Origin of the sequence: Allobosea sp. 2RAB26, assembly GCF_052115465.1 — a bacterium.
Classification (GTDB): Bacteria; Pseudomonadota; Alphaproteobacteria; order Rhizobiales; family Beijerinckiaceae; genus Allobosea.
Map to the genome: position 1 here is coordinate 613,423 of NZ_JBFRGS010000001.1, position 26,568 is coordinate 639,990.

Sequence of the window (26,568 nt, forward strand, 5' to 3'; positions counted from 1 at the left end):
GCATCAGGTCCGGGCCAGTTTGTATCGGCTCGCCAGCATCGGCAGTGCCTCGTCGCAGATGACAGTGCCGTTGAGGACCAGATCCTCGAGTTGGGCGAGGATCGAGAGCGAGGCCGCGCCATGCAATGCGACCGGCAAGCCCTGATAGATGGGCGGCACCATCTCTGCGATGCGCTCGTCGCCAGCCCTGAGGCGGTTGAGGATCGCGGCTTCGCGCAGCCGGCGGTGCTGCACGAGCGCGCGCAGGAAGCGCTGCGGTTCGTTCACCGGCCCGCCATGGCCAGGCCAGTAGATGGCGTGCTCCATCGCGCGCAGTTTTTCGATCGAAGCCATGTAGGACGCCATCGAGCCGTCGGGCGGGGCAACGATGCTCGTCGACCAGGCCATGACATGGTCGCCTGAAAACAGGCTTGTCTCTTCCGCGAGCGCGAAGGCGAGGTGATTGGCGGTGTGCCCCGGCGTTTCGACGGCCGAGAGCGTCCAGCCGGGGCCCGTGACCGTGTCACGGTCATGCATCGGCAGATCGGGGGCATAATCGCGGTCGGCCGCGGCATCGAGCGGATTGATCTCGCCAAGCGCCAGTTCGCGCGTCGCGCGATGCGGCAGGCAGCCGGCGACGATGGCGCCTGTCGCCGCTTGCAGTGCCGGCACGGCAGGCGAATGATCGCGATGGGTGTGTGTGACAAGGATATGGCTGACGCTCTCGCCAGCGAGTGCGGCAAGGACGCGCGCGACATGAGCCGGGTCGTCGGGGCCAGGATCGAGCACCGCCACAGTGCCCCGGCCGATGATATAGGTGCAGGTGCCGGTAAAGGTCATCGGCCCGCCATTTCCGGCGATGATGCGCCGGACGAGCGGCGACAGTTCAACCACCTCGCCGGAGGGAGCCGTGGCGCTCCGATCGAATTCGATGTCTTCGCTCATGCGGGTTCCGTCGCCTGGTCCAGTTGCGTCACGGGGGCAGGTTGCGCCCCGGCCTTGCCGCTTCGCGCACCGCCGCGCGCCTTGTAGGGCATTGCAGCATTTTCTATAGACGGAAAACCGGCTGCGCAGCGCGGCCCTCGAAAAATGGATGAGAGCGCATGGCCGATCTGCTTCCCCTTTCCGCTCCGACCCTGGTCAACGCGATCCTTCCCCAGGTCTCCGGACGTCGCGCCGCGCTGGCGCGCAATGTCGCCCTTGCCGTGGCCGGCAGCCTGCTGCTCGTCCTCGCGGCCAAGATCAAGGTGCCGTTCTGGCCGGTGCCGATGACCCTGCAGACGCTGGTGGTGCTCGGCCTGGGGGCCGCCTATGGGTCGCGCCTCGGCGCTGCGACTGTCGCACTCTATATTGCCTATGGCCTTGCCGGGCTGCCGGTCTTCACCAACACGCCGCCGGTTGCAGCCGGGCTGCTCTATCTTGCCGGTCCGACCGGCGGGTTCCTCGTCGGCTTCGTGCTTGCGGCGGCTGTCGCTGGCTGGGCGGCCGAGCGTGGCGCCTCGGTGTTCCGCCTGATCGCGGGATTCATTACCGCGGAAGCGCTGATTCTTGGCCTCGGCGGCCTGTGGCTCGCGCTCGGCGCGCAGATGGCGAGCGGTGCCACGGGTATCGGCTTCGCCAAGGCCTTCGCTTTCGGCGTGCAGCCCTTCCTGCTCGGCGATGCACTCAAGATGGGGCTGGCTGCGAGCCTTGTCGGGGCAAGCTGGTCCTTCCTGCGCCGCCGTGGCTGAGATCCGCAGCAGCGGTAGAGACGAACGAGCCGGGGCTTGCCCCGGCTTTTTCTTTGACGCCAGCCGGGAAGGCGTCGGCCCGAAAAGTGGATTGCGGTTTTCGGCAAGGCCGATGCAGCCGCACAAGGTGAAAGCATCGGGCCGCATACAAGATCCGGCCCGATAGTCCACCGATTCGCGTCAGGCAGACGGGCCCGCGCTCAGCCTTGCGGATTATTGCCGGAGCAGGTCTTCACGGGTTGGCCGAAGATATCGAGCTTCATCAGCTCCCCGCATTTGTCGCAGCCGGAAAGCAGCACGGCGAGGCTCATGATTCCGATGATTCGGGAAAAGCGCGTCATACAGTGAGCCCCATTGTCCTTGGGCGAGACTACAGGAGCGGCGCGCACGACACCATCGCTGTACCGGGAGAAGTCGTGGATGCGTTAATTGGGCCAAAACAGGCCCACCTGAGGATCAAGCCACGCTGAAACTGTCCGGGCAACAAAAAAGCCCCGAAGGGCTTGATTTGTAACTACTTGAAATATCTCGGGAAACTTTGGTCGGAGTGGCAGGATTTGAACCTGCGACCCCCACGTCCCGAACGTGGTGCGCTACCAGACTGCGCTACACTCCGATCAACTGGTGGCCGGCTTATAGCCAGCGTCGCGCCGCAGCGCAACAGGGCTAAGCACCTCTTGTGTGGATTTCTCCAGAGCCTCGCCGAAGGATCTGTTGCGTCGGATGCAGCCACCTGTGAGAAGCGCTTGTCGACGGTTGCACAGAGGCGCGACGCACACTAGAACGCAGCAGCGCGTTGGGGCGTCGCCAAGTGGTAAGGCAGCGGTTTTTGGTACCGCCATTCCCAGGTTCGAATCCTGGCGCCCCAGCCATTATCATAAAATATTGATTTTAAACGATTTTCCAAGATTTCTGTAACCGTTGTCCATAGCAGTCGGACGTGACGCCCTTGGCTGCTAGCCTGAAGTGGCGAACGGGTTGGTAGGATCGAGACCCACAGGGGCGAACGACATTCTCCCGCATCAGCAGGCTTCGATTATCTCAGCTACATCCGATCGTCGGGCGCCGGATCTTTTTGCCAGGCCCCGGGCGTAAGCGTACTGTAGGTGAAGTAGGGGGCTTCCATTCGACGTGATGGAAGGTTGCTTGATCTCCCAATCGGGGAGGACGTTATGGGACGCAAGTTCATCGACTGCCGTGAATTCCCGAGCGAGATGAATTGCTCAGTCACGATCATCGCCGACAATGAGAGCGAACTGGTGGAGGCCTCGGTGCAGCACGCCGTTGCCGTGCATGGGCATCAAGATACGCCTGAACTGCGGAACCAAATCAAAGCCGCCATCAAAGATGGCATGCCGTCTGAGAAGGCACCAAGTCGCGCCGCCTGATCGAACACGTGGTGCCGCCATTCTCTGATCCAACAACTGGCCTGCTGCCGGTTTTGTGCACGGTCTCAAGCACGTCTGTAACGAGCGGCGCCGTGTCATCTCATCGACCAGACGAGAGAGGCTGGGCCGTGTCGGGGCGATAGTCGGCGCATGTGTTGGGAATCGGTGCAGCTACGAGTTATGAGCCCGTTCCAAGACGCGCCTTCAGTTCGACTGTCGTGCGGTCGATCAGGAATTGCTGGTAGCGATAGAACATTTCCTCGCCCATCGGCGTTGCGAACGAGTTGGCGTATCGCTGACACCGCTCGCGCAGCCCGGCCAGGCGCTCCAGCATGTCCCTGATCGCTTCACGTTCATCCGCATCCGGCAAGGCGGGCTTCGCGATGGGATGCAGTGCTGGCGCATGGCTGACGGCCTCCCCCGCCACGAGCCTTGCTTCCGCCTCAAGCTTCTCGCGCGCGGAATCAAGTCGCCAAAGACGAAAGCGGCTGATGCCCTTCAGCAGGTTGAAAAGGGCCGTAACGGCCATGACGAGGTAGATCCAATAGGCGGGCGACATGAGGTTCACGAGCCACGGAAAATAGCGGTCTACGAACTCCGGCTCGCCAGTCAGAAAGAACTGCCTCGCTTCGGACGATAGCGGCACCGCGGTCGCCGAACTCGTCGAGGTCGGCGGGTTGCTGCGCACGAAAGTCGGAAGCGCAGCCGCCAGGAGCACCAGCAATTCAATGCGGTCAGCTCTCTTCGCGCACGCGTTGGCCAGGACCAGCGTATTGACCTGCGGCACCATTTTGTCGGTCGCAGGGGCCAGGCGCATCAAGTCGTATCGGCCAGCCGGCACGCGCCCAAGAGTCAGCCATGGAAAGCGGTCGGTCAAACCTCTTAAATCTCGGAGTTCGATGATTTCCAGATCATAGCGGCCGATGATCGTCCGCAGGAACTCGGCATCATTTCGCATGACATAGGCGGCAATATCGAGATTGCCCTGCGCCACAAGCTGAGCTTGCTCCTCGAGCTCGCGATAGGACGTTCGAATGTCGAGCTTCTTCAGGTCGGGATCGCCGAGCAGCTGGAGCACGAGATAGGCCGTTCCCGAATTCTCGGGGCCTATTCCGATGGAGGCGCCCCGTAGGTCGGAGAAGCTACCGAAGGACCGATCGCGCCGGGTCAGAAAGAGCAGCGACTCCGGTTCGGGCAGGCGCCCCAATAGTTCCAGTTCGGATTCGGCAGGCACTGGAGTGCCGTCCTGAACGAAGGCAAATTTCTCGGCGCAGGATTTCTGGTCTGCCATCAGGCGTTTGGCGTTCTCGATCGAACCCGCTGTCGGGATAACCTCGAGATGCCCTCGGTCGCGCCTGGCCAGCTGCGCCAGATTTGAAGCGAGCGAATGATAGGCGCCGCCTGGCGCGCCGGTCAGTATCGACGCTCGAAAGGAGCCGTAGTCGCGCACCGTGCTGTAGGAGAGAGCCAAGCCTGCAATGGCTGCTGATGCAACAAACAGCAATAGAATGCGCAGAACGCCCCTGCGCCGACCCGCGAAACTAGGTTTGTCTGGTCTCGGAGCGTGAACCGGCACGGTAGATGCCTGCAATGGGGGCAGAATGATCGCAAGGTCCCGGAGATTTGCACGACACTCGCGCGCTCGCCAGCTCTATCATCATTGCCAGCCCCCCTGCGCCCGTTGCAAACGTAAATGCCCTTTCCTCCGTTACGCTTTAGCGGCCGGAGCCGGCGCTTCCATCTGCCTCACGTACGCCGCACCCTCGCCACGCCTGTCCAAGGGGCATCCCCTCACCAGAGTTTGGCGTCGAACGAGTAGCTCAAGCCGAGGCCGACGGTCGTCTGGTTCGGCGATCCATAGCGGGTCACCAGCGGGCTGGATGCCGCATCATCCCTGAGGCGGGCGTATTCGACATAGGCACGGACCTCCCATCGCGGCGTCAGTTGATAGCGCGCCTGCAGGCCGGCGCCGATCGAATGCAGCCCGCCCTTGGCATTGAAGAGGGGAAGTCCGGAAGCCAGCGATTGGGCCGCGTCGACGCCGAAATACGGTGCGGTCGCCTTGTTGTCGGCCAGCGACAGGCGCGGCCCGCCGGACAGCGTCCAGCGTTCGCCAATGGGAACGACGACATCGGCGAAAAGGTCGGCGACGAAGCCCCTGTGCCCGCCGAAACCACGGCGCGTTTCGATTCGCGTCCGGAACCAATCCCGGGGCCAGAACTCGGCGAAGAGGCCAGCTTCGATCGTCGCGTCGACATCGCCGAGCCCGCGCAAATGTCTGGGGTAGTCGCCAGCGTCGCGCCCGCCCTTGTACTTGCCGACAAGACCGCCATGGAAGCCGCCGATGTCGATCAGCGAAATACCGGCACCGTCCAGAGGGGCGCGAAAGCGCGCAGCCTTGCCGGCCCGGCGGACGGAGACGATCGGCAGGGGTTCGAAGCGGAAGCGGCTCGCGCCTTCGAATTCGGGGAGAAACCTGCCCTGAGCACCCAGGGTGATGGTCCAATCGCCGGGGATCGTTGGCATGCGATCGAAAAGACTCTGCGCATGGGCATCACCAGGACCTGTCGTGCAGATGAGCGCCAGGGCAGATGCGGCCAGGGCCACGCGGCCGGACAAAATGCGCCGAAGCGCCTCCAACGACGTCATTCATCAACCCCAATGGCGCAAAACGCGTTCGCGAGACGCTCATCTCTAGGGCAGTGGGGGCGCGGGGCGATGTCTCCGGGATTTCGGTTTGCAACAGACTGTTACAGAATGATGCTTGCCCAAAGGGCATGTGGAAGGCCAAGGGTACTCCTCTGCCGGAGCTTCATCGCGTGGCCCGCTCGAACAGCCCTCATCTCCTCATCGTCGATGACGACGCCACGATACTCAGGATCCTCGCGCGATTCCTGAGTGAGCATGGGGTGCGTGTGACGCAGGCCCAGGCCGGGGCGCAGATGCTCGAAGCCCTGGAAGCAGGGCGCTTCGACCTCATCGTCCTCGATATCATGATGCCGGGAGAGGATGGGCTCAGCCTTTGCCGGCGCGTCCGTGCCACGAGCAATATCCCGATCATCCTGCTGACGGCGATGACATCCGATACGGATCGGGTCGTCGGGCTCGAACTCGGTGCCGACGATTACGTGACGAAGCCTTTCAACCCGCGGGAGCTTCTGGCGCGGGTGCGGGCTGTTCTGCGCCGGACCGGCGTCTCTCCCGCCGCTGCGCGCGATCACGTGCGGTCGAACTTTCGGTTTGCGGGATGGACTCTGGATGCGAAACGCCGCGTCTTCCTGTCTCCCGACAATGTGCTGACCGACCTGACCAGCGGCGAGTTCGATCTGCTTTTGGCATTCGTCGAGCATCCGCAGCGTGTTCTCAGCCGTGATCAGCTGCTCGATCTGGCCCATGGCAGGGCAAGCCAGATCTTCGATCGCAGCATCGACGTCCAGATCAGCCGGCTGCGCCGCAAGATCGAGATCAATCCGCAGGAACCACTGCTCATCAAGACCGTGCGGAGCGAGGGATATGTCATGACTGCGGACGTGGTTGCCGATGCGCCCGAAGCGACGCCATGAGGGTAAGGCTGTGGTCGCGGGTGGGTTTTGCCCCCCGCATCGCCATTGTTGTGGTCCTCACCTTCATCGGGACTCAACTGCTCGGCGAAGCGCTTCGCGCGCTGGTGCCACCCTCGGATTTCGCGTTGTTCGACACGCAGTGGCTTGTCGATACGACAGTCGATGCTCAACGGACCGTGACGGCGGCCGATGCCAGCCAGCGTGATTTGGCGCTGTCTTCGCTGAAATCGAAGGAGTGGCTCGATTTCGTCATCCGTGAAGGTCAACCCGCAGCGCCGGGCGGTCCTTCGCCTGCATCGAGCGCGACGCTCCAGGCCCAGATCAGCAAGAAACTGGGCGTCGACGCGGATGCTGTCGTTGTCAACATCACGCCCTACGGCAACCTGCTCAGTCAGGTCAGGACCGGTGTCGTTCTCTTGTCCGGCCTGCCGGCGCTCATGACCAATGTCGCCGCGGATTCTGTCGAGCACTACCCGCTCGTGGCATCGGAAATCGAGATCGGCGTCCGTCTCTCGGATCGGTCCTGGCTGATCGTGAGACAGCGCGCCGGCGATTTGGCGAGCGCGCGCTACGTGCGGAACGCGGCGGACCTGATCGGCGGGGCGCTGTTTGTCGGCATGCTATCCATCTGGATGGCGCGCAGCCTGGTCAAGCCGCTGACGCAGCTTGCCGGAGCGGCCGAACGGCTCGGCCGAGAGCGGGCGCTGACTCCGATCGGTGACATGGACCTGCCGGAATATGCCGCGATCGCCCACGCCTTCAACGACATGCAGGCGCGCCTCACGCATTTCGTGGATGAGAGAACCACTATGCTCGCGGCCATATCGCATGACCTGCGCACGCCGCTCACGCGGCTGCGGCTCATGGCGGAGTATGTGCGCGACAAGGATCAGCGGCAGGAGGTCCTGTCCAATATTTCCGAGATGGAAACCATGATCCAGTCGTCTCTCGCGTTCGGGAGCGACGATGCCCGGCGCGAGCCGCACAGCGTGGTCGATATTGCCTCGCTGCTGATCAGCCTTTGCGACAATTTCACGGATATGGGGGGGCATGTCACCTATATCGGCCCCGATCATGCGCAGCTGTCATGTCAGCCCGTGGCGATGCGCCGTGCTCTGTCAAACCTCATCGACAATGGCCTGCGCTATGGAGAGCGGGTCAGCGTTAAACTGCGCGACGAAGCTCAGGCGCTTGTCATTGTTCTCAGGGATGGCGGGCCAGGGATTGCGCCGGACCAGATCGAGCGTGCCTTCGCTCCGTTTCAACGCCTCGATGGATCGCGCAGCCGTGCGACCGGTGGCACCGGCCTCGGGCTCACGATTGCCCGGGACGTCATCCGGGCGCATGGCGGGGACGTCACCCTCGCTTCGGCCCAGCCGGCGGGTCTGCGGGTGACCGTGAACTTGCCAAAACCGACGATGTTGCCGTCTGTGATCTGACAGGTGCTCCGCGGCACTTGCCGTCGCAGCTTGCCCGGGCGACCGCATGAAATTGGCGTTCGGCGGCTTGGAGATTGGTGCACGCGATCCGGCTATTGTTTCTGGCCCGTGTTCACCAGCGGCGTGGTTAGTACTTCGCCGGTCGTGCTCGCCGCGTCGCTGATCGAGTCTCCGAGTTGCTCGATGCGGCCATTGAAATTGCGGCGAGTATGGGGGTCGACAATGGCGATCGGTGCTGCAATCGCAAGACCGGCCGCAGTTCCAACCGTTGCCGCGGCACCGGCGGTGACAGCCATCAGGCGGTCGCCGAGGCCGACGCGTGAATCGGTGATGGACTGGCCCGCGACGAGGCGGGTCCCGATCAGCCGCACGACCTCGGGGCTCTCCGCGAATTTGCCATGGTTGAGCCGGTCGTCCGATCTGAGTTTCGTCAGGTCGAGTACGGTGATGCCTTCGGCAGCCAGCTCGTCGCGATAGGGCTCGGCTTCCGGGTTGATCGCGCCCAGCCGTGCCGTGCTGCCCCAGACTCGGCGGGAAACCGCCAGTGCCCGGTCGTCTTGCGAGACGAAGAGGGTGAATTTCGCGCGGCTCTTGCCGATCTCGGCGATCTGGGTCCGGAAGACATCGACATCGACATCGACATCAGGCGAGGCGAGCATGATATTGGCGATCTTCGGTGCGATCTGGCCGTTGCGGATCGCCATCTGGCGCAGCGATTCGAGCGTGAGCCAGTTGCCCATGGAATGGGCCAGGATCGAGACCTCGCCGACGGCCGGATCCCGCGCCAGCGCCTGCAGCGTGGCCTCGAGCGCATGGCGGGAATAATTCGTGCTCTCGCGGTCGTAGCCATAGGCGAAGAGCGAACCGCGCGAGGGCCAGGTGAAGAGCAGCGGCACGACATTGGCATCGGAATCGTGGACGATCTGAGCGAAGCGATAGACCGCATCCTCAAACCGGTTGTTGAAGCCATGGACGAAGAGGAGAACGCGCCGCTTCGGGGCTTTCAACGCTGCTGAGTGCAAGCGGGCGAAGGCGGCCTGCTGGTCGAGACGGTCGACCTTCAGTGTCACGAATTCGCGTTCCGGGTCGCCGGGAAGGCGGCTTGGCCATTGGACCTCGCCAACCTTCCGCGCGCGCGCGGGCGGGATCGAGACGGTGATCTCGGCGAAGGACGATTTCGCGCCGCGCTCGCCGGAAAACAGGATGCCGTTATCCGGATCGGGCGAGCGCGTCGTTGCCACGAGCATGGTGACTTTGCTGGCGTCGGGTGCGCCATGCGCAACCGGCGCCAGCACGCCCTGCACGTCGCCGGCGCAGCCGGCGAGCAACAACGCCAGTGCCCCAGCAGCGATCCTCATCCCATGCCGTCTCATGCAGAAGCCATCCAGGTCGCAGGGCAAGGCAGCAGAGCGGTTATGGCCGCTCTGCGCATCATTCAGCAATGGCTGGGGTCAGTACGGCGCGCGGGACAGGACATCGCCCCCGAAACGATCGCCGAAATTGGGCGAGCGGCGGTTCTCGCGCACATAAGCCGGCCCGCTGCCTTCGCTCGGTGCAGGGCCGGGATCGAGATAGCTGCGCTCCTGCGGCGTACGGATCGGGATTCCTGGCCCCTCGTTCGCCGCGATGGGCTCGCGTTGCGTACAGCCGGCGAGAGCGGCGAGCAGGATGAGGGCCGCGGAGGCCCGGAGAAGGGGGGGCCTCGCGGCGCTGATTGTGATGATGGAGCCGCCGCTAGGCATCTGGATAACCCTTCGTGTGGATGAACAACCCGCCGCCGCGTGAGCGGGCGATGCCGGTCGTATAGTGTCGCTGCATCAAAGCCGGCGGCAGCAGCCGGCGTCAACGCGCCGCCGCGAGATCATGTGGACGGCGAACGCCCGACCGATCAGCCGAGCCGGGCGATCCGATCGGGCCAACTCGTTGCTCGTGATCCCGAGACGCTCCGGCTCGGGGAGCTGGCGGCCGTTGCGCGCCGAGCTCCGCGGGCCGGATCGTTCGCATCAGAAGGGGTTGATGTAGTTGGTGATCGCGATCTGCCGCAGCAGCACCTTGCGAATGACATGTGCGGCCGTGACGCGATCGGTGAAGATGGCGGCATCGCCGGCAGCACCCGCCGGGAGCTTGTCGGCAAAGGCCTGGTCGTCGAGTTTCACGCGCACGGCAAAGGGGGCTGCCTGGATGGATTTCGGCGTCACCGCCGCCCCGGATGTCTGCACCTGACCGGTCGAGATCGCCTGCAGCACGCTCTCGACCTTGCCGGTAAAGACCTGCCCCGGGGCGAACTTGAACGTCAGTTCGACCGGCTGGCCGGCCGCAATGTAGCGGGCATCGATCTGCTGGATCTCGACGCCGATGACCGTCTCCGCGGTGTCGACGAAGGCCATGACCGGCGCAAGCGGCAGGTTGGCGACGCGTGCGCCCTTCCGCAGCGCGACATTGGTGACGTAACCGGCGGCCGGAGCTCGAACCACCGTCTTCTCGAGGTTCCACCTGGCGCCCTCGAGTTGCGCCTTGAGCTGGTCGACCTCGGCCTGGCGTTGCTCGACATCGAAGCTGCGGCCGGACCCCGTGCTCTGCAGCTGGGTCATCTGAGCCAGGCGCTGCTGCTGCAATTGGAACTGCGCTTCAAGCGCCTTGACCTGGGCCTCGTAGGGCACGGGGTCGATCTTGAACAGCACAGCGCCCGCCTTCAACGGCGTGTTCGGCTCGACAGGGACGTCGATCACCTCGCCGGCGACATCAGGGACGATGGCGACGGATTGCCGGATGGCCAGCGCCGCGCCTTGCGGCGCGCCCCAGTTCATCGGGATGAACAGGCCGATCAGCAAGAGGAGCAGGACAAGGACCGGCGAGACCTTCCAGAACAGGTTGAACGGCACGATCCGGAGTTTTACCAGCACGAACAGCAGGGCGAGATAGACATTGAGCAGGACGACGATCATCGGGCGAGCTCCTGCGGGCGCGCGGGCGCGTCAACACGCGCGGGCACGTCGACATAGGCCCAGATCAGGACGGCAGGCCACAGCACGAATCCCAGGAACAGCGTCACCCAGCCGCCGACGGCCACCGCCTGGGCCCAGGGATGATTGCGTCGCTTGGCGATCATGCCCGGAAGCATGGCCATGAAGACGATGACGAAAACCGTGCTGCACACGAGCACAACGAGGACAATCCAGGCGAATATATCAAGCGGGCTCATGGGCCTCCGTCTTCTCTCGACCTGCACCGGCGGCCGGTAGGCCATGACACCGAACGTGCAGGATACTGACAACCCGCGGAAAGTCGCGCTCGAATGTTGGTTTGCCGGTCCTGGAGCAGAGCCGGCTAAAAGTTTGCCTGCCGGGTGAGTTCGGGGCGGGGGCGGGCGGCCGTTACGAGGGACCAGACTAGAGCACGGCAGCCAGTCGCGGATTGCGTAGCGCACCAGGGTAGCATTGCTGTCACGTCTTGGACGAAGGGGGCTGCGGGGGGCGGATTGGGTTTTGAATTCCGAGGGGCAGCGTCAGAAGACCTGGCATTCATGACCAGATGGCAGCTGGCGCGGGAGCGCGACGGCCAGCGTGGAAGCTGGAGCGGAGGCGCGCGCAAATACCTCACCGGCCAGGAAACCGCTCAACGGATGTGCATTTCGCGTCAGCGCAGGGCCCGGAGCGCGTTCAGGATGACCACGATGTCGATCGCTTCCTGGAACAGGGCTCCCTGCACCGGGGGAAGATAGCCGAGGGCAGCGACAAGCATTCCGACGAGGGACAGCCCGAGGCCGACGAAGACGCTCTGCAGAGCGATGCCGCGCGTGCGCCGGGCGACCACGAGTGCCTTCGCCAGCGGTTGCAGTTCGTCGACCAGCAAGACGACGCCCGCTGCTTGCGACGACGCGGCGGCGCCGCGCGCGCCCATCGCGACCCCAACATCCGCGGCGGCAAGTGCGGGCGCGTCGTTGACGCCGTCCCCCACCATCATCACCGCCCGGCTCTCGGCTTCGCGGCGCACGACGGCGACCTTGCCCTCCGGCGTCAGGTCTCCCAAAACCTGATCGACGCCGAGATCCTCGCCCACTGTCCGGGCAATCTGGTCAAGATCTCCGGAAGCCAGCACGATCCGCTCGATTCCGGCGGTGCGGAGCGATTGAAGCGTCGAACGCGCATCGTCGCGCAGTTGATCGCGAAGCAGAATGACGCCGGCGAGCAGCCCGTCCGCGGCCACCGCCACGGTCAGAGCGTCCGGGGGGGCGTCCGCAACCAGCGCGTCCGGATCACCGCCGCGGCTGCGGCTGCGCACATAGGAACCGCCGCCCAGTGCGATGCGCCTGGTGCCGACCTGTCCCTCGATGCCCTTTCCCGGCGTTTCGGAGATATCCGAGGGGGGCAGAAGGGGCAGTCCGGCATCGGACGCGGCCCGAATCAGTGAAATGGCCACGACATGGGCGGAGGCCTGATCGAGGCTCGCGGCGAGGGTTAGTACCTCCGTCGCGGCAAAGCCGTTGCAGGTGCGGATCTCGGTAATCGTCGGGCGCCCCTGGGTGAGCGTACCGGTTTTGTCGAGAATGGCTGTTCGCACTCGCGCCAGGGCTTCGAGCACGCTGCCATCCTTGACCAGTGCGCCGCCCCGCGCGGTCTTCGAGATGCCTGAAATGATCGCGACCGGCACGGCGAGGATCAAGGGACAGGGCGTCGCCACGACGAGGACTGCCAGGGCGCGGATCGGGTCGCTGCTCAGCAGCCAGGCGGCCCCCGCGATCGCGAGGGTCAGCACGAGAAAACCGATGGCGTAACGGTCCGCCAGGCGAGCCATCGGCGCCTTGCTCGCCTGCGCCTGTTCCACCAGCTTGACGATCCCGGCATAGGTGCTCTCGGACGCCGGCCGGCTCGCGATCAGATCGAACGGGGCTCCGAGCAGCGTTGCTCCGCTGAGCACCTCGGCGCCGCGGCTCAGGCTCTTCGGCACGGATTCTCCGGTCAAAGCCGAAAGGTCGAGCACGGCGGTGCCGCTTGCGACATGGCCGTCGACCGGCAGCACCTCCCCGGTGCGCATCAGCAGGCGGTCGCCCTGGCGGATCGCGGCAATCGGCACTTCCTCGAGTGTCTCGCTGCGATAACGCATGGCATTGAAGGCGACCCGGCCGAGGAGGGCCGACATCTCCCGGCGCGCACGCCCCTGGGCAAAATTCTCGAGCAACTGGCCGCCGGCATACATCAGCGCGACGACATTGCCGGCCAGGCTTTCGCCGAAGGCCAGCGCCGCCGACATCGACAGGGCAGCGACGATATCGAGACCGACATCGCCGCGCCGCAGCGACCTGACGATCTGTATGATGAGCGCCAGCAGCACCGGGATGGTCGCAACAGTCCAGGCGCGACTGGCTGAGTTCGCCATGCCGCTCCACCAGAACCAGCCGCCGGCAATGAGCCCGGCCAAAGCAATGCCGACCAGAATCAGGTCAAGATGCTGGCGATAGAGCCGGGAGGTCCGCGCCGCCCAGCTTTCACTGTCGGGCTGTGTCAGGGCCTCCGCCTGAGACTGGGGCACCCCGAAACCTCCTATGCGAGCCGGATGGGAGCAGGGATGTCATGCGGACGGTGGACGCCTGCGAAGCCGGCAAAGCCTCAATGTGACATCAAGCAGCAGACCGGTGAAGCTTGCAGCAGATCGCGCGTCATGCCGCCAAACATCCATTCCCGCATGCGGTTGTGGCCATAGGCGCCGGAAACGATGAGATCGGCGCCGTGCTCGGTCGCAAAGTCGATCAACTCGTTGACTGCATGCTTGGCACTGTCGGTCTGCAGGACTGCCTTTGCCGCCACACCGTGCAAGGTGAGATAGTCGCGCACGTCTTCGGCGCCCTGATCTTCGGCATCCGGGCCGATCGACAGGACAGTCACGGATTCCGCCTGCATCAGAAGCGGCAGGGCATCCCGCACGGCACGCCGCGCTTCCCGCGTATCCTTCCAGGCGACCAGGATATGCTTGCCGGAGAGATAGCTGACGTCGGGCGGTACGACGAGGAGCGGCCGGCCAAGCGACATGACCAGATCGCCCGGAGAGAGGCTCATCCCTCCCTGGACGGGATCGTGATGGGCTTGGCGCGCCAGCACCACGAGATCTGCTGCGCGGGCCTGGTCGAGAACGAAGTTTCGCGGTGTCTCGATGGCGCTGCGCCAGACGAGGTGCTTCATGTCGCCGGCGGCCTTGCGGAATATCGCTTCGGCGCGGGCAAGCTCTGCTGAGACTGCGCGCTTGCTCTCCTCAATCAGGAGCGCGTCGACGCTCGCCAGGCCGTCGCCGACATAGGGGAGAACGAAGTCCTCTGCGGCGATGCCGATCAGCCGGCTGCCGAAACGATCCGCCAGGGACGCGGCCAGCTTGACCCGATCGGCGGCCCCGCTGCCGAGGTTCAGCGGCACCATGATGCTGGCGTAACCCGCCTGCGCTTTCACCGTTGCTGTCATTGCATGTCCCCCAAATCTCGACGCATCCGTGGCATCTATGATCGAGCCCAGTGTGCAGGGACGCATTGATATGGAGCAAGGCGCCCCCCTGCACACCGGCACCGCGCAGATGCCGTAGATGCCTTCAGGCGATGACTGGTTTGACCGGGGCCCTCGGTTTCACGGCAATGATCTGGAAGGGCTGCAGGTGGCCGTCACCGTCGCGGATAGAGACATAGTCGCCGACGACGAAGCGGTGCCGGTCGAGCCGGTAGCCGGCCTCGTCGTCATCGCTGCCGGAATCGTCATAGTCGATGAACCAGGTCGCGCCGCCGGCGCCTCCGGCCCGGCGCAGGAGCCAGCCGTGACGATCCGGCTCCCCCACCGAGAAGCGCCTGACGCGGCAGAGATCGCGCTGGTCCTGCCAGGCGGCCGCATCGATATGTCCGTCAGGGTCGAGCGGCGCGGTGATCTCGTAGCCATGTCGTGGGCTTCCCTCGGGATAGCCGCTCGTCCGGGCGAGATGAAGGGTGATGACATAAAGCATGATGGTCGTCCGTCCTTTCTGCCGCTTGGATATGCATGCCACGATCAATCGCGCATATTTCGGGCGCGTCCGGTTTGATCTGGCGCAAGGACGTTTTGGCCGGACTGGCGGAGGTTCTTTCGCGTACTGGAGGATGACATGATCGAAGGCATCAAGAGCATATTGGTGGCGGTGACGGAGGAGGGGCAGACCGAGGAGAACCTTGCTGTCGGCTACGGGCTTTCGTTGGCGCGGCAGACGAATGCGCATCTTACGGTTCAGGCGGCGGCAAGCCGGTTTTCCGTGCCCTATTCGATGATCGATGATTTCAGCGGTGCGATCGTTGCGTCGGAGAATCGGCGCATCGCCGGTCTCGCGCAGAAGCTTGCCTCCGACGCCCGGTTCGCGGCCAATCTTGCCGGCGTGGTCAGCACGGTGGAGAGCCCTCAACTGATCTACAGCAGCCTGCTGCAGCGCTTTCTCGACCATGCCCCCGTCAACGACCTCTCAATCCTGGATGCGGAGCCGACGACGCTCGCCATCGACCGCGGCCTGATCGAGACGGCGCTGTTCGAGAGCGGCCGGCCGGTCCTGGTGGTTCCGCCCGGCCATCCCGGCTTCTCCGGAGAGACCATCGTCATCGCCTGGGACGGCGGGGCGAGCGCGGCGCGTGCGGTTGCCGATGCCTTGCCGTTTCTGCGAGCCGCCAAGGCTGTCGAGATCGTCTCGGTCACCGGCGAGAAGGACCTGTCCAACGCGGTGCCCGGCGTCGAGCTGGCACCTCATCTCGCGCGTCATGGCGTCGATGTCACGGTCAAGACGGTGGCGCTCGGCAAGGGGCGCGACGTCGCGACCGCACTCCAGGACGAGGCGGCCGAGTTCGGTGCCGGCTTCATCGTGTTGGGTGGCTATCGCCATTCCCGCCTGCGCGAATGGCTGCTCGGCGGGGTGACGCAATCCCTGCTCAAGAACAGCAAGGTGCCGCTCTTCATGTGCCATTGATCGTTGCGGGGAAAATGGCTCAACTCTGCAAACGCGCGGTTGAGCCACTCCCGGCTTGAGACCGGGCGCGTTCAGCCCGGTTTCCGCTCATGAGCATTCGGAATTTCGACGCGCTCTTCAATCCTCGCGCGATCGCCCTGATCGGGGCCAGCAATCAGCCCGGTTCGGTCGGGGCGACGCTTGCCGCCAATCTCTATGGCGCGGGGTTCAAGGGGCCGATCATGGCGGTCAACCCGCATGAAACGGCGATCCGCGCGGCGTTGAGCTATCGCTCCGTCACAGAACTCCCTGTCACGCCCGACCTTGCCGTCCTGGCGACGCCGGCAGCGGCGGTTCCCGAGCTGATATCGGAGCTCGGACAACGTGGTTGCCGCGCCGCAATCGTGATCAGCAACGGCTTTGGCGACAGTGCGGCCACGGATGGGCTGCGGCAACGGATGCTCGATGCGGCCAAGACGCATCTGATGCGCATCGTCGGGCCGAACTGCCTCGGCCTGATTTCCTCCGCCCGCGCGATCAATGCGAGCTTTGCGCATCTGACGCCGCGGCCAGGCCATATCGCCATCGTCAGCCAGTCCGGCGGCATCATGTCTGCGCTGCTCGACTGGGCTGACCGGCGCAGTATCGGCCTTTCGCACGCGATTGCGCTCGGCGACACCAGCGATGTCGACGCGGGCGACATGCTCGATTACCTCGGCACGGATCCGACGGCGCGCTCAGTGCTGCTCTATGTCGAGAACATCTCCCATGCCCGCAAGTTCATGTCGGCAGCCCGGGCGCTGGCGCGCATGAAGCCTGTCATCGTGGTGAAGGCCGGGCGCAGTGCCGCCGGAGCGCGGGCGGCGCTGTCGCATACCGGCGCACTTGCGGGCGCGGACGCAGTCTATGACGCTGCCTTTCGGCGCGCCGGCCTGTTGCGGGTGGCCGAACTCGATGAGCTCTTCGCCGCGGCCGAGATCCTGGCAAAAGGTGTCCGCGTCACTGGCGACCGGCTGACCATTCTGACCAATGGCGGCGGCGCCGGCATCCTCGCCGTCGATGCCGTAGGAGAGCGGGGAAACCGCGTCGCGACCCTCAGCCCGGCGGTGATCGCCAAGCTAGAAAGCGTGCTGCCTGAAGGCTGGTCGCGCGGTAACCCGGTCGATGTCCTGGGTGACGCAACGGGAGATCGTTACGCGGCTGCGCTGGAAGCGCTGCTGGAAGAGCGCGAGAGCGATGCCGTCCTGGTCATCAACTGTCCGTCCGCGGTCGCCGACGGCGCGGAGACGGCACGTGCCGTGTCCCGGGTTGTCGCACGGCAGAAGCATGTTCCCGTCATGACGAGCTGGCTCGGCGGCACGCTCGCGCAGGCCGCCAGGGCGCATCTGCGTGACGGCGGACTTCCGAATTTTGCGACACCGGAAGAGGCGGTCCGGGCCTTCAGTCATCTCGCCGCCTTCCGGCGAAACCAGGAGCTTCTGCTGGAAACCCCGACAGCTGGCGTTGCGATTGCGCCCAGGCAGGTCGAGGCGGCGCGCAAACTCATCCGGGCAGCCCTGCGCGAGAAACGCACGTCGCTGACGGAACCGGAATCGAAGCAACTGCTTGAGCTGTTCGGGATACCCACCGTCGAGACGAAACTGGCGGCGACCCCGGAGGAGGCCGGAGCATGTTTCGAGGGGATCGCGGTTCCGGTGGCGCTGAAGATTCTCTCGCATGACATCATCCACAAATCCGATGTCGGCGGCGTCGTCCTGGGCCTGAAGAGCAGGGTGGAGGTCGAGGCTGCGGCGCGCGAGATGCTGGAGCGCGTGGGCCGGATTCGACCCACGGCGCGGATCGATGGCTTTGCGATCCAGCCCATGATCTCCCGACCGAAGGCCCACGAACTGATCCTCGGCATTGCTCAGGATGAAACCTTCGGTCCCGTGATCCTGTTCGGACGCGGCGGCACCGCGACGGAGGTGATCGGGGACCGCGCCATCGGGTTGCCGCCGCTGAATTCGGTCCTGGCGCGCGACATGATCTCGCGCACGCGGGTTGCGCGGTTACTGGCGGGGTTTCGCGACGTTCCCGCCGTGCCGCTCGAACCGGTCGTCGATATTCTCGTTCGCCTGTCGGAGCTGGTCGTGCAGCTGCCCGAGATCATCGAGCTCGACATCAACCCGCTTCTCGCCAACTACGAAGGCTGCATTGCGCTCGATGCCCGGATCGTCATCGCCGGCAAGAAAGGGCGCCGTCTTGGACTGGCGGTCAGCGCCTATCCGCACCAGCTCGAGCGCGAGATCGCACTCGGCGACGGCACGCAGCTCCATCTGCGCCCGATCCGGCCCGAGGACGAGAGCGCTCTCGCCGAGATGGTCGCGTTGTGTACGCCGGACGATCTGCGGATGCGCTTCCTGGGACCGGTGAAGATCTTTCCGCATGCAACGGCGGCCCGGCTGTCACAGATCGACTATGACAGGGAAATGGCCCTGGTCGCTGGGGAGCCCGGTGCGCCCTATGGGGTGGGGCCGATCTTCGGCGTCGTCAGGATCTCGGGCGACCCGGAGCGCAAGACGGCGGAATATGCGATCCTCGTCCGCTCCGACATGAAGGGGCGGGGCCTCGGCTATCGCCTCATGACCGAAATCATCACGCATGCGCGGGAGCAGGGCTACCAGCGGCTCTTCGGCGAAGTGCTGGCGCATAATGTTCCGATGCTACAGATGGCGAGCGATCTGGGCTTCCGCGTCACGCATGCCGATGGCGATACGGTTCATGTCGAGCTGAAGCTCGATGTGCCGGAGCCGAAATCGTGAACCTGCATTTTGCTTCGATCGCCAAGCCGGCTGGGGCATCGCGGCGCGGCTAACCGTTCGGCGCTCGCTTCTCACCCGTCTCGCCGCCCAGGCACGCTGTAGTGTCAGTCCCGATCTCGCGCCGTACCCGCGACTTCAACGCCTCTAGACTTGCTCCATCGCGCGGCAGAAGCCTGTTGGCGGCGCGATGTGTCTGTCGCGAGGATTGGCCCGTCGCTTTCCATCTGTGTATGCGTACAATCTTGACATTGTACGTCTCTGTTGCCATTTAGTGGGCGACGTTGGCCGCTCAGAGCTGGCTTCAAGGAGTTGTTCCCGTGTCCGACCAAGAATGGCCACCCCTCTCGCCTGCCCAGACCGGCCTGCGCGGACGGTGTCCGCGTTGCGGACAGGGGCACCTGTTCGAGGGCTTTCTGAAGCTGCGGCCGAAATGCGAGGTCTGCGGTCTCGACTATTCCTTTGCTGACCCTGCCGACGGGCCGGCCTTCTTCGTAATGATGTTTGTCTGCATTCCGGCCGTGGTGTTCCCGCTCTGGCTCGAAATGGCCTATGAGCCGCCGGCCTGGGTTCATCTCGTCACCACCTTGCCGTTGATCCTGCTAACCTGCATCCCGCCGCTGCAGCCGTTGAAGGGCTGGCTCGTCGCAGCACAGTTCTTCCACAAGGCTGAGGAAGGTCGGCTGGCTCGCCCCAAGGGTGAGAAGACGCCGGCCTGACCCGGAGGAACGGAGCGCGTTGAGGAGGCTGTGCCTGAGCGCTCCTGGTCTCGTCAGACGATCCCCTGATGCTGCGAGCGCTCATTGCCCATGATTGCGGCCAGCGCCTTCAGGGCATGGGCGAGGCGGCCGCGTTCCGGCACGCCGCCCAGAGAAATCCTGACCGCGTCCGGGGCCTCGCCTTCGACGCTGAATGCATCCGATGGCGTGACCCCGAGGCCTTCCTGACGGACTGCCTCGACCAGGCGGTAACGATCCCAATGCGCTGGCAGCGGCTGCCAGATATGCAGGCCGTTCGGATGATGCCGGGCCGAAGCCGGCAGGATGGAGCGGGCCAGCTCCTGGCGGGCCGCAGCCTCGCGGCGCACCCCGTCGAGCAGGTCGCCAGCGGCGCCGATCCGGATCCAATGGGTTGCAAGAGCCGTCATCAGCGGGGGCGGCATGAGTGCAATGCTTCGCAGGATCGCGACGAGCGCGTCACGGTTCTCGTCCGGTGGCAGGACGACGAAGGCGGTACGCAGCCCCGGGGTCAGGACCTTCGACAGGGTCGCGACATGATAGGTCCGCTCCGGAGCGAGGGCGACCAGCGGTGGCGGAGCATCGCCGGCGAGCAGGCTGTAAGGGTCGTCTTCGATGATCCTCAGGTGTTTTGCCTGCGCGATCCGCACGATCTCATCGCGTCGTGCAGGCTGCATCGTCGCCGTGGTCGGATTCTGGATCGTCGGCGTCACGCAGAGCAGTTTTGCGCCGGATTCATCAATGGCCCGCTCCAGGGCGCCCGGCAGAAGACCCTCTTCGTCCGTCGCGACGGGGACAGGCCGTAGCCCCGCCAGCCTCACCGCTGCAAGCAGGCCGGGATAGGCGAGGGCCTCGACCAGGATGGCCTCGCCCGGTTTTGCGAGCAGGCTGGCCAGTGCCACGAGCGCCGGCTGCGCGCCGGGGGCGACGAGCAATCTGGCGGGTTCGATCCGTCCGAGAACGGGCTCAAGCCAGGCACAGCCGGCCGCCCGGTCCGCCAGCGAACCCGCTCCGACATGATAGGTCATCAGCAAATCGGCACTGGATCGCGACAGGACCTCTGTGAGACCGCGCTGCATCAATTCAGCAAGGCGTATGCCTTTCGGGGGCGGGGGAATGTTCATGCTAAGGTCGATGAGCGGACCCGATTGTTCCTTCCGCGTCGAGATGAAGGAGCCGCGCCCGGTTACCGCATCGAGCAGATTGCGATGTCTTGCCTCTGCATAAGCGCGAGTAACCGTCGTCAGATCGACGTCAACAAGTTTGGCGAGTTGCCGCTGAGGTGGGAGTCTGTCGCCAGGTCGCAGGGTGCCGTTCGCGACGGCCTCGGCAATCAGTTCGACGATCTGGAGGTAACGCGGGCCTGCAGATGGATCGAGCTGGCGGATCCACTGCATTGTCTCGTCGCTCCGCGCCATGCCGGCTCTCCGGATTCCATGCATTGTATGATAATGTCTGCATACGATACACGAGACGATCTCGGCAAGCCAATGGGAATGCCGAGGCGCGGGGTTGATCCATTTGACTGAACGATCAACGCAATCCCGGTGCGATCTGTGACCTATGTCACATTAATCACCAGGTATTCGTGCAAGATCTAGCCATACGGCGGTTCCTGGGCGAGCGTTTGGCGCGAAGACAACATAAGTTAACCCTTCGTTCACCAAGTCATTTACACGAGGCTGTAAATGAGCCAGCATGCTCTCAGCGTCGCGGCATAGAATTGGGGGAGGTCAGCGATGGATGGCATATCGATTGCGGTTGTAGACGACCACCCGCTTCTGACCGAAGGGATCGTTGCACTGCTGCAACGCAAAGGTGGATTCTCGCTCGTTGCGACCGGTTCCGCTGCTGATCACATCACCACGATCACGGAAACTCACCAGCCTGACGCGATGATTGTCGATCTGAACATGGCGGGCGATGCCTTCCAGGCGATTTCGGACGCATCCAAGGCTGCGCCTCACATGAAAATGGTGGTGTTCACCGCATCGACCAGTACCGACCATGCCATTCAGGCGCTCGACGCCGGCGCCAGCGGGTACGTCCTCAAGGGCAGTCCCGCCGATGATCTTTTCGACGCGATTGAGGCGGCGCGGCGAGGCGAGATCTATATCACGCCTGCTTTCGCCACCAAGGTGATCGGTGCGCTGCAAAGCAAGGCGCTGGAGAAGAGGGCGGCGCAAAGCACCAGGCTGAGTGTGCGGGAGGACCAGATCGTGAGGCTTCTCCTGTGCGGGAAGCAGAATCGAGAGATCGCCCGGGCCCTCTCGCTGAGCGAGAAGACGATCAAGGGCTATATGACCAATCTCATGCACAAGCTGAATGCCAGGAATCGTCTCGAGGTTGTGATCGCGGCGCAAAGGCTCGTTCCTCCGGCATCTGATACGCGTGATCCGGCGAGGCCTCGATAGGGGCGGGATCGCGCCGTCAGGATCGCATGGGCAGCGTGGCGCGCACTTCGGTTCCACCGGTAGGCAGCCGACTCACTGTGAGTTGGCCTCGCAATGCCTTGATGCGGCTGTCCATGCCCCGCACCCCGAGGCCGCCACCACCGAGTGTCGTGTCACGGTGCTGGACGGGCAAGGTGCTGCCACTGTCCGACACGCAGATCTCGAGCCTATCGTCGCCAATGCGGGCTTCGACCTTCTGCCCCCGCCCCCCGGCGTGTTTATAGGCGTTGGTCAACGCCTCCTGCACGACCCGGTAAGAACAGAAGCGGATGGCGACGGGAACCTGCGCGGGCAGTTCGGCGATGTTGCGAAGCACATGTGTGCCTGTCTGCTGCTCATGGCGGGTAATGGCCAGATGGATGGTCTCAGCGAGAGAGAGATTCTCCGCCTCGGGCAGTGCCAGCCCTGACGACAGGTTGCGCAGATCCGAGAGGACCTGCTGGATCAGGGGTTCGAGCTCGCCGTGAGCATGGGCTGCGGGCGCCACGGTCCCGCTCGCCCGATCTGCTGCAGAGGGCAGCTTCAGCATCATCAGGCTTAGGAGTTGGATGGGCCCGTCGTGGATGTCGGCGCCAATGCTGGCAAGATAGGTCTCGTTGAGAACGGTGGCGTTGAGCCTGGCCCGGTCCGCTGCCCGCCTGAGCGCATTGTTCCGCTTCGCCAGGGCTTCAGCCCGCGCCAGGTTCTGCTCGAGAAGAGCCTGCTGGCTACTGATGATCCGGCTCGCGCGTTTGACGATGACATGTAGCAGGATGACGATGACGATGGCGACATTCGCGATGAGGAACCATGTCGCGTATCGGACGCTGGAGATCTCTCGGTTCATGAACTGGCTGAACTCGTAGAATTCTCCGATCGCGATGATGTCCCTGGTCTTCTCCCTGTAGATCGGCGCATAGATCTCGATCAGCTTTGGCTTTAACTTCAGAGCCCTGAGCTCATCGCCGTCATCGTCGAGATCGGTGTCGACGACGACGTTGCCTGCCATGATCCGCTTGATGTCGCCTGCCGGCAGCTTCCCGTGAGACTCGACCTTGCTCGTGCTGAAGATCAGGTTCCCGTTGAGGTCCCATAACTTGATGATCGCGACGTGGCGGCCGAGGCTGGTATTAACCAGCAGGGCCTCGATCTTCTCACGGCTTTCCTGCGGTAATGTGTTCGAGGCATCCAGCCCCTGCACATGGGGTGCCAGAAATCCCTCGAGATAGAGCGCTCCCGTTTCCGCCATGCCTTGAATCCAGCCGGAGCGAATCCGGCTCTCGACCCAATAGCCGAGAGCAGCCATGGACAGGCCGACGGCCAAGGCGGCGGTGAGGAGGAACTGGCGTTCGAGGGTCAGGGCGTTCCAGCGTTGCAGGATTGCGTTGCGGAATGCGGTGGGCCAGCGCCACTTCTTTCCGTCCCCAACCGTCGTGTCAGTTCCTCCGCCCTGCGCCTGGGAAGCGCCTGCGTACTTGTCATTCACCCGGTCGTTCATCCACAATCCATCGTGGCATCGATCCAGTGCGCGATCGTCTCGGTGCTAGGCCGTGTCTTCCGCGTATTCCAGATTAGAAGAATAGCAATTTGTGCACTCTTGCGCCAAGGCCAATGTTCTGCCGATAGACGAGAATTCTTCGTAAATTTTAAGATTTTGAATCAGATAGTTTTCAAAATAGCGCAGAAATCCTGGGCCATGAACGACCTCTTCGGGTTCGACACTTGCCTTGGTTACCTGTCGACAAGTCGGCGGATACGCCGTGACGTAACCCGATAGAGCGGGGGCACTGTCATCGCGCTGCTGTGCAAGAGCCTGAATCGCTCTCGCTTCAGTTGAATTCGTCTTGCGATGCTCCTTCAGTAGCGCGAAGCGCCATGATCGGCGCCGGTACACGGGTTTGTTGCTACACCCCGTCTGTTGACGGGGGGCATGGCAAGCTCACCTCAGTGGTGAAATGTCCAGAGCAGGCTTTCGCTCAAGCCCTTCAGTGCTTCGACTGCGTCAGGTCGCTCGCGGGCGATCGCCGTAATCAGGGCGTCCGCCAGCGCGAAGATCGCAGTCGGCGAATTCGGCAGAAGCCGATTCCGGGCCGGGGCGAAGAGCGTGATGTCGGCGATGTTGGCGAGTGGGGAGGTGGGGCCGTCCGTCAGCGCAAGCAAAGTCGACCCCCGCTTCTTCGCGAAGGAGGCGAGGTCGAGCGTCGTGCGCGAATAGCGCGGCACCGAGATCGCGACGACGAGGTCGTCCGGCCTGGCCGAGAGCATGTGGCGAATGGCTCGTTCAGGGCCAGCGCGTGAGGACGCGAAGGTCACGTCGGCGTCGAGATAGAGCGCGAGCCCGTCCTCAAGGAAAGATGCGACATGATGGCTCGCCCCCGACGCGGCGATGAAGACGCGGCGCGCCTTGAGCAGCGCCTCGATCGCCCGTGTCGTGGTCGCCTCGTCGAGGGCGTCCCGCGCGGCCTGCAGATTGGCCGACTGGTCGGAAAGGGCGTCAACGAAGGTGGCGAAGGTCGAGCCCGCGGCCGAGCGTGCGCCTGCAAAACTGTCGACCGGATCGAGCGCGAATTTCAGGGCCGAGGAGAGGGCTGCACGGAATTCGGCATAGTTTCCATAGCCAAGAGCGCGGACGAAGCGCGTGACGGTGGCGTTGGAGGTCCCGCTGCCTTCAGCCAGTCCTTCGATCGTCATGGTGGCGACGTCGAGTGGGTGCTGCAGCACGAAATCGGCCGCACGCCGATGCCCGTTGCTCAAGGACGGGTAGACCCGGGCGATCCGGTTCGAGAGATCGGTCGTCGGCTTCAAGCCTTGGGACATGCGTCTCCACCCGATTGACGTTCGAATATTTTCATGTTTGCTACCCAACGAAAATGAAGCTGTCAAAATGGTTCACATTGGGAGCGGAGATGACCATGCGTAAATCCTTAATGGTTGCGGCTTTGGCCGGAACCTGCCTTGCCGCCGCGCCGGCCTGGGCCCAGACCCTGCGCATCGCGCTGGCTTCGGAACCGACAGCTGTCGATCCGCATTACCATGATCTCACGCCGAACAATGCGCTGGCCCAGCACATCTTCGACTCGCTCGTGCGTCAGGACGAGAAGCAGAAGCTCCATCCCAGCCTCGCCAATTCCTGGGAGAATGACGGCAAGAACCGCTGGACCTTCAAGCTGCGCCAGGGCGTCACCTTCTCGAACGGCAAGCCCTTCACTGCGGAAGACGTGGTCTTCACGTTCTGCCGCACGCTGAAGAACGAGACCAAGGTCTCCGATTCCTTCGCCGATATCACCGGGAACTTCGCCTCGGTCGAGGCGCCCGACGCCCACACGCTGATCATCAACACGATCAACCCCGAACCGCTGATGCCGAACCTGCTTTCGAGCCTCAGCATTCTCTCGGCTTCGATCGTCGAGCATGGCCCCATCAGCTATGACGTTCCCAAGAACTGCGGCGTGACCGGCGCCTGGCCGGCCGTGAGCGGTTTCAATGACGGCAGCCTCGCCATCGGCACGGGCCCCTACAAGCTGAAGTCCTATGTTCGCGGTTCGTCGATCGAGCTCGAGCGCAACCCGAGCTACTGGGGCAAGGCCGAGCCTTGGGCGACCGTGCGCCTGCTGCCGGTGACCAATGCCGGTCCGCGCCTGGCCGGGCTGCTTGCCGGTGACTACGACGTCATCGAGAATCCCGCGGCGCGCGACCTTGGCCGCATCAAGGGTGACAAGCGCTTTGGCCATGTCGTCACGCCCTCGACCCGCGTGATGTATTTCCAGCTCGACGTGGCCCGCGACCAGAGCCCCTTCGTCAAGTCCGAAGACGGCAAGAACCCGCTCAAGGACCCCCGCGTCCGGAAGGCGATGTCGCTCGCCATCGATCGTGACGCGATCGTCAAGCGGATCATGGACGGTGCGGCAGAGCCGGCCTACCAGTTCCTGCCGACCGGTATGTTCGGCACGCTGCCGAACCCGCCGAAGCTGGCCTATGACCCGGCTGCCGCCAAGAAGCTGATGGCCGAGGCAGGCTATGCCAAGGGCTTCCAGCTGACGCTGTCCTCGACCAATGACCGCTATATCAATGACAGCCAGATCACCCAGGCTGTCGCGCAGTACCTGACCCAGATCGGCATCAAGACCGAGGTCGATGCGATGACGCGCGCGATCTATTTCCCGCGCCGCGCCAAGAAGGAATTCAGCGTTGCGCTCGGCGGCTGGGGTTCCGGCACCGGTGAGGCTGCGTCCTTCCTGCGTCAGTGGCCGCCGACCCCGAACGACGAGAAGACCCTCGGCGGCTCGAACTATGGCGGTTACAAGAACGACGCGTTCGACAAGGTGATCCGCACTGCCGTGACGACGCTCGACGATGCCAAGCGGGCCGAATTGCTGCAGGAAGCCGGCAAGCTGGTGCTCGCAGACGGTGCGTTCATCCCGCTGCACTTCGAAAGCGGCATCTGGGCGTTCAAGTCCGACCTGAACGTCACCGGCCGCGCTGACCAGTTCATGCTGGCGATGTCGGTGAAGCCGGTCGCCAAGTAAGTCCAGTCATCCAGTAAGCGTAGCAGAGTCGATCAAACGCA

The 26,568-nt window shown here is 64.0% G+C and carries 22 protein-coding genes and 2 tRNA genes; 10 read left to right on the forward strand and 14 right to left on the reverse strand.

Annotated elements, in window-relative coordinates:
* Positions 1–3 precede the first annotated feature (3 nt).
* Positions 4–924 (reverse strand): MBL fold metallo-hydrolase, encoded by a 921-nt coding sequence (locus AB4118_RS02855; protein ID WP_441488284.1) that lies wholly within the window; start codon positions 922–924, stop codon positions 4–6.
* Positions 925–1,082: 158 nt separating this feature from the next.
* Between AB4118_RS02855 and AB4118_RS02860 the strand changes: the two genes are divergently transcribed.
* A complete protein-coding gene (locus AB4118_RS02860) occupies positions 1,083–1,709 on the forward strand; it encodes a biotin transporter BioY (protein WP_441488285.1) in 627 nt (208 codons plus the stop codon).
* Positions 1,710–2,248: 539 nt separating this feature from the next.
* On the opposite strand, the gene AB4118_RS02865 is transcribed toward AB4118_RS02860, so the two are convergent.
* Positions 2,249–2,325, reverse strand: a tRNA-Pro gene (locus tag AB4118_RS02865).
* A gap of 181 nt (positions 2,326–2,506) precedes the next feature.
* On the opposite strand from AB4118_RS02865, the gene AB4118_RS02870 reads away from it, so the two are divergent.
* Positions 2,507–2,581: transfer RNA gene (locus tag AB4118_RS02870), tRNA-Gln, on the forward strand.
* Between the two features lie 300 nt (positions 2,582–2,881).
* Entirely contained in the window at positions 2,882–3,097 is a 216-nt protein-coding gene (locus AB4118_RS02875; protein WP_441488286.1) for a DUF1059 domain-containing protein, read from the forward strand.
* A 178-nt stretch (positions 3,098–3,275) separates the two neighbouring features.
* Here AB4118_RS02875 and AB4118_RS02880 read toward each other — a convergent pair whose 3' ends face one another.
* Together AB4118_RS02880 and AB4118_RS02885 are read right to left on the reverse strand one after the other, a co-directional pair.
* Positions 3,276–4,568 (reverse strand): TAXI family TRAP transporter solute-binding subunit, encoded by a 1,293-nt coding sequence (locus tag AB4118_RS02880; RefSeq protein WP_441488287.1) that lies wholly within the window; start codon positions 4,566–4,568, stop codon positions 3,276–3,278.
* Between the two features lie 320 nt (positions 4,569–4,888).
* Complete coding sequence (locus AB4118_RS02885; RefSeq protein WP_441488288.1) at positions 4,889–5,623, reverse strand: MipA/OmpV family protein; 735 nt, start codon at positions 5,621–5,623, stop codon at positions 4,889–4,891.
* Between the two features lie 293 nt (positions 5,624–5,916).
* Here AB4118_RS02885 and AB4118_RS02890 point away from each other — a divergent pair, with 293 nt between their 5' ends.
* Together AB4118_RS02890 and AB4118_RS02895 are read left to right on the forward strand one after the other, a co-directional pair.
* Positions 5,917–6,660, forward strand: coding sequence for a response regulator (locus AB4118_RS02890; protein WP_441488289.1), 744 nt, complete (start codon positions 5,917–5,919; stop codon positions 6,658–6,660).
* A 20-nt stretch (positions 6,661–6,680) separates the two neighbouring features.
* Entirely contained in the window at positions 6,681–8,099 is a 1,419-nt protein-coding gene (locus AB4118_RS02895) for an ATP-binding protein (protein ID WP_441488290.1), read from the forward strand.
* A gap of 92 nt (positions 8,100–8,191) precedes the next feature.
* Here the strand turns inward: AB4118_RS02895 and AB4118_RS02900 are convergent, their stop codons facing one another.
* The 7 genes from AB4118_RS02900 to AB4118_RS02930 all read right to left on the reverse strand — a co-directional run bounded on the left by AB4118_RS02900 (position 8,192) and on the right by AB4118_RS02930 (position 15,074).
* The gene (locus tag AB4118_RS02900; RefSeq protein WP_441488291.1) at positions 8,192–9,472 is read right to left on the reverse strand and encodes an alpha/beta hydrolase; all 1,281 of its coding nucleotides are present in this window, start codon (positions 9,470–9,472) and stop codon (positions 8,192–8,194) included.
* Between the two features lie 78 nt (positions 9,473–9,550).
* Entirely contained in the window at positions 9,551–9,841 is a 291-nt protein-coding gene (locus AB4118_RS02905) for a hypothetical protein (protein WP_441488292.1), read from the reverse strand.
* Positions 9,842–10,102: 261 nt separating this feature from the next.
* Positions 10,103–11,044 carry an HlyD family secretion protein gene (locus AB4118_RS02910; protein ID WP_441488293.1) on the reverse strand — a complete coding sequence of 314 codons (942 nt, stop codon included), beginning with the start codon at positions 11,042–11,044 and terminating at the stop codon, positions 10,103–10,105.
* Positions 11,041–11,301, reverse strand: a complete 261-nt coding sequence (locus tag AB4118_RS02915) for a DUF3302 domain-containing protein (protein ID WP_441488294.1) — start codon at positions 11,299–11,301, stop codon at positions 11,041–11,043. Before AB4118_RS02915 ends, AB4118_RS02910 begins: the two co-directional genes overlap by 4 nt.
* Before the next feature lie 434 nt (positions 11,302–11,735).
* Positions 11,736–13,628 carry a heavy metal translocating P-type ATPase gene (locus AB4118_RS02920; RefSeq protein ID WP_441488295.1) on the reverse strand — a complete coding sequence of 631 codons (1,893 nt, stop codon included), beginning with the start codon at positions 13,626–13,628 and terminating at the stop codon, positions 11,736–11,738.
* Positions 13,629–13,705: 77 nt separating this feature from the next.
* Entirely contained in the window at positions 13,706–14,548 is an 843-nt protein-coding gene (locus tag AB4118_RS02925; protein WP_441488296.1) for a universal stress protein, read from the reverse strand.
* Positions 14,549–14,672: 124 nt separating this feature from the next.
* The gene (locus AB4118_RS02930) at positions 14,673–15,074 is read right to left on the reverse strand and encodes a hypothetical protein (RefSeq protein ID WP_441488297.1); all 402 of its coding nucleotides are present in this window, start codon (positions 15,072–15,074) and stop codon (positions 14,673–14,675) included.
* Positions 15,075–15,212: 138 nt separating this feature from the next.
* Here AB4118_RS02930 and AB4118_RS02935 point away from each other — a divergent pair, with 138 nt between their 5' ends.
* The 3 genes from AB4118_RS02935 (at position 15,213) to AB4118_RS02945 (ending at position 19,551) form a co-directional block, all read left to right on the forward strand.
* Positions 15,213–16,055 carry a universal stress protein gene (locus tag AB4118_RS02935; protein WP_441488298.1) on the forward strand — a complete coding sequence of 281 codons (843 nt, stop codon included), beginning with the start codon at positions 15,213–15,215 and terminating at the stop codon, positions 16,053–16,055.
* 89 nt (positions 16,056–16,144) lie between these two features.
* A complete protein-coding gene (locus AB4118_RS02940) occupies positions 16,145–18,835 on the forward strand; it encodes a bifunctional acetate--CoA ligase family protein/GNAT family N-acetyltransferase (RefSeq protein WP_441488299.1) in 2,691 nt (896 codons plus the stop codon).
* Between the two features lie 317 nt (positions 18,836–19,152).
* The gene (locus AB4118_RS02945) at positions 19,153–19,551 is read left to right on the forward strand and encodes a DUF983 domain-containing protein (protein ID WP_043238048.1); all 399 of its coding nucleotides are present in this window, start codon (positions 19,153–19,155) and stop codon (positions 19,549–19,551) included.
* Positions 19,552–19,604: 53 nt separating this feature from the next.
* Here the strand turns inward: AB4118_RS02945 and AB4118_RS02950 are convergent, their stop codons facing one another.
* On the reverse strand, positions 19,605–20,987 hold the full coding sequence (locus tag AB4118_RS02950) for an aminotransferase-like domain-containing protein (RefSeq protein WP_441488300.1): 1,383 nt from the start codon (positions 20,985–20,987) through the stop codon (positions 19,605–19,607).
* A gap of 321 nt (positions 20,988–21,308) precedes the next feature.
* On the opposite strand from AB4118_RS02950, the gene AB4118_RS02955 reads away from it, so the two are divergent.
* Positions 21,309–21,983 (forward strand): response regulator, encoded by a 675-nt coding sequence (locus AB4118_RS02955; protein WP_441488301.1) that lies wholly within the window; start codon positions 21,309–21,311, stop codon positions 21,981–21,983.
* 16 nt (positions 21,984–21,999) lie between these two features.
* Here the strand turns inward: AB4118_RS02955 and AB4118_RS02960 are convergent, their stop codons facing one another.
* Both AB4118_RS02960 and AB4118_RS02965 read right to left on the reverse strand, forming a co-directional pair.
* Entirely contained in the window at positions 22,000–23,499 is a 1,500-nt protein-coding gene (locus AB4118_RS02960; RefSeq protein WP_441488302.1) for a sensor histidine kinase, read from the reverse strand.
* A gap of 446 nt (positions 23,500–23,945) precedes the next feature.
* The gene (locus AB4118_RS02965; RefSeq protein ID WP_441488303.1) at positions 23,946–24,818 is read right to left on the reverse strand and encodes a MurR/RpiR family transcriptional regulator; all 873 of its coding nucleotides are present in this window, start codon (positions 24,816–24,818) and stop codon (positions 23,946–23,948) included.
* 95 nt (positions 24,819–24,913) lie between these two features.
* On the opposite strand from AB4118_RS02965, the gene AB4118_RS02970 reads away from it, so the two are divergent.
* Entirely contained in the window at positions 24,914–26,527 is a 1,614-nt protein-coding gene (locus tag AB4118_RS02970) for an ABC transporter substrate-binding protein (protein ID WP_441488304.1), read from the forward strand.
* Positions 26,528–26,568: the final 41 nt, after the last annotated feature.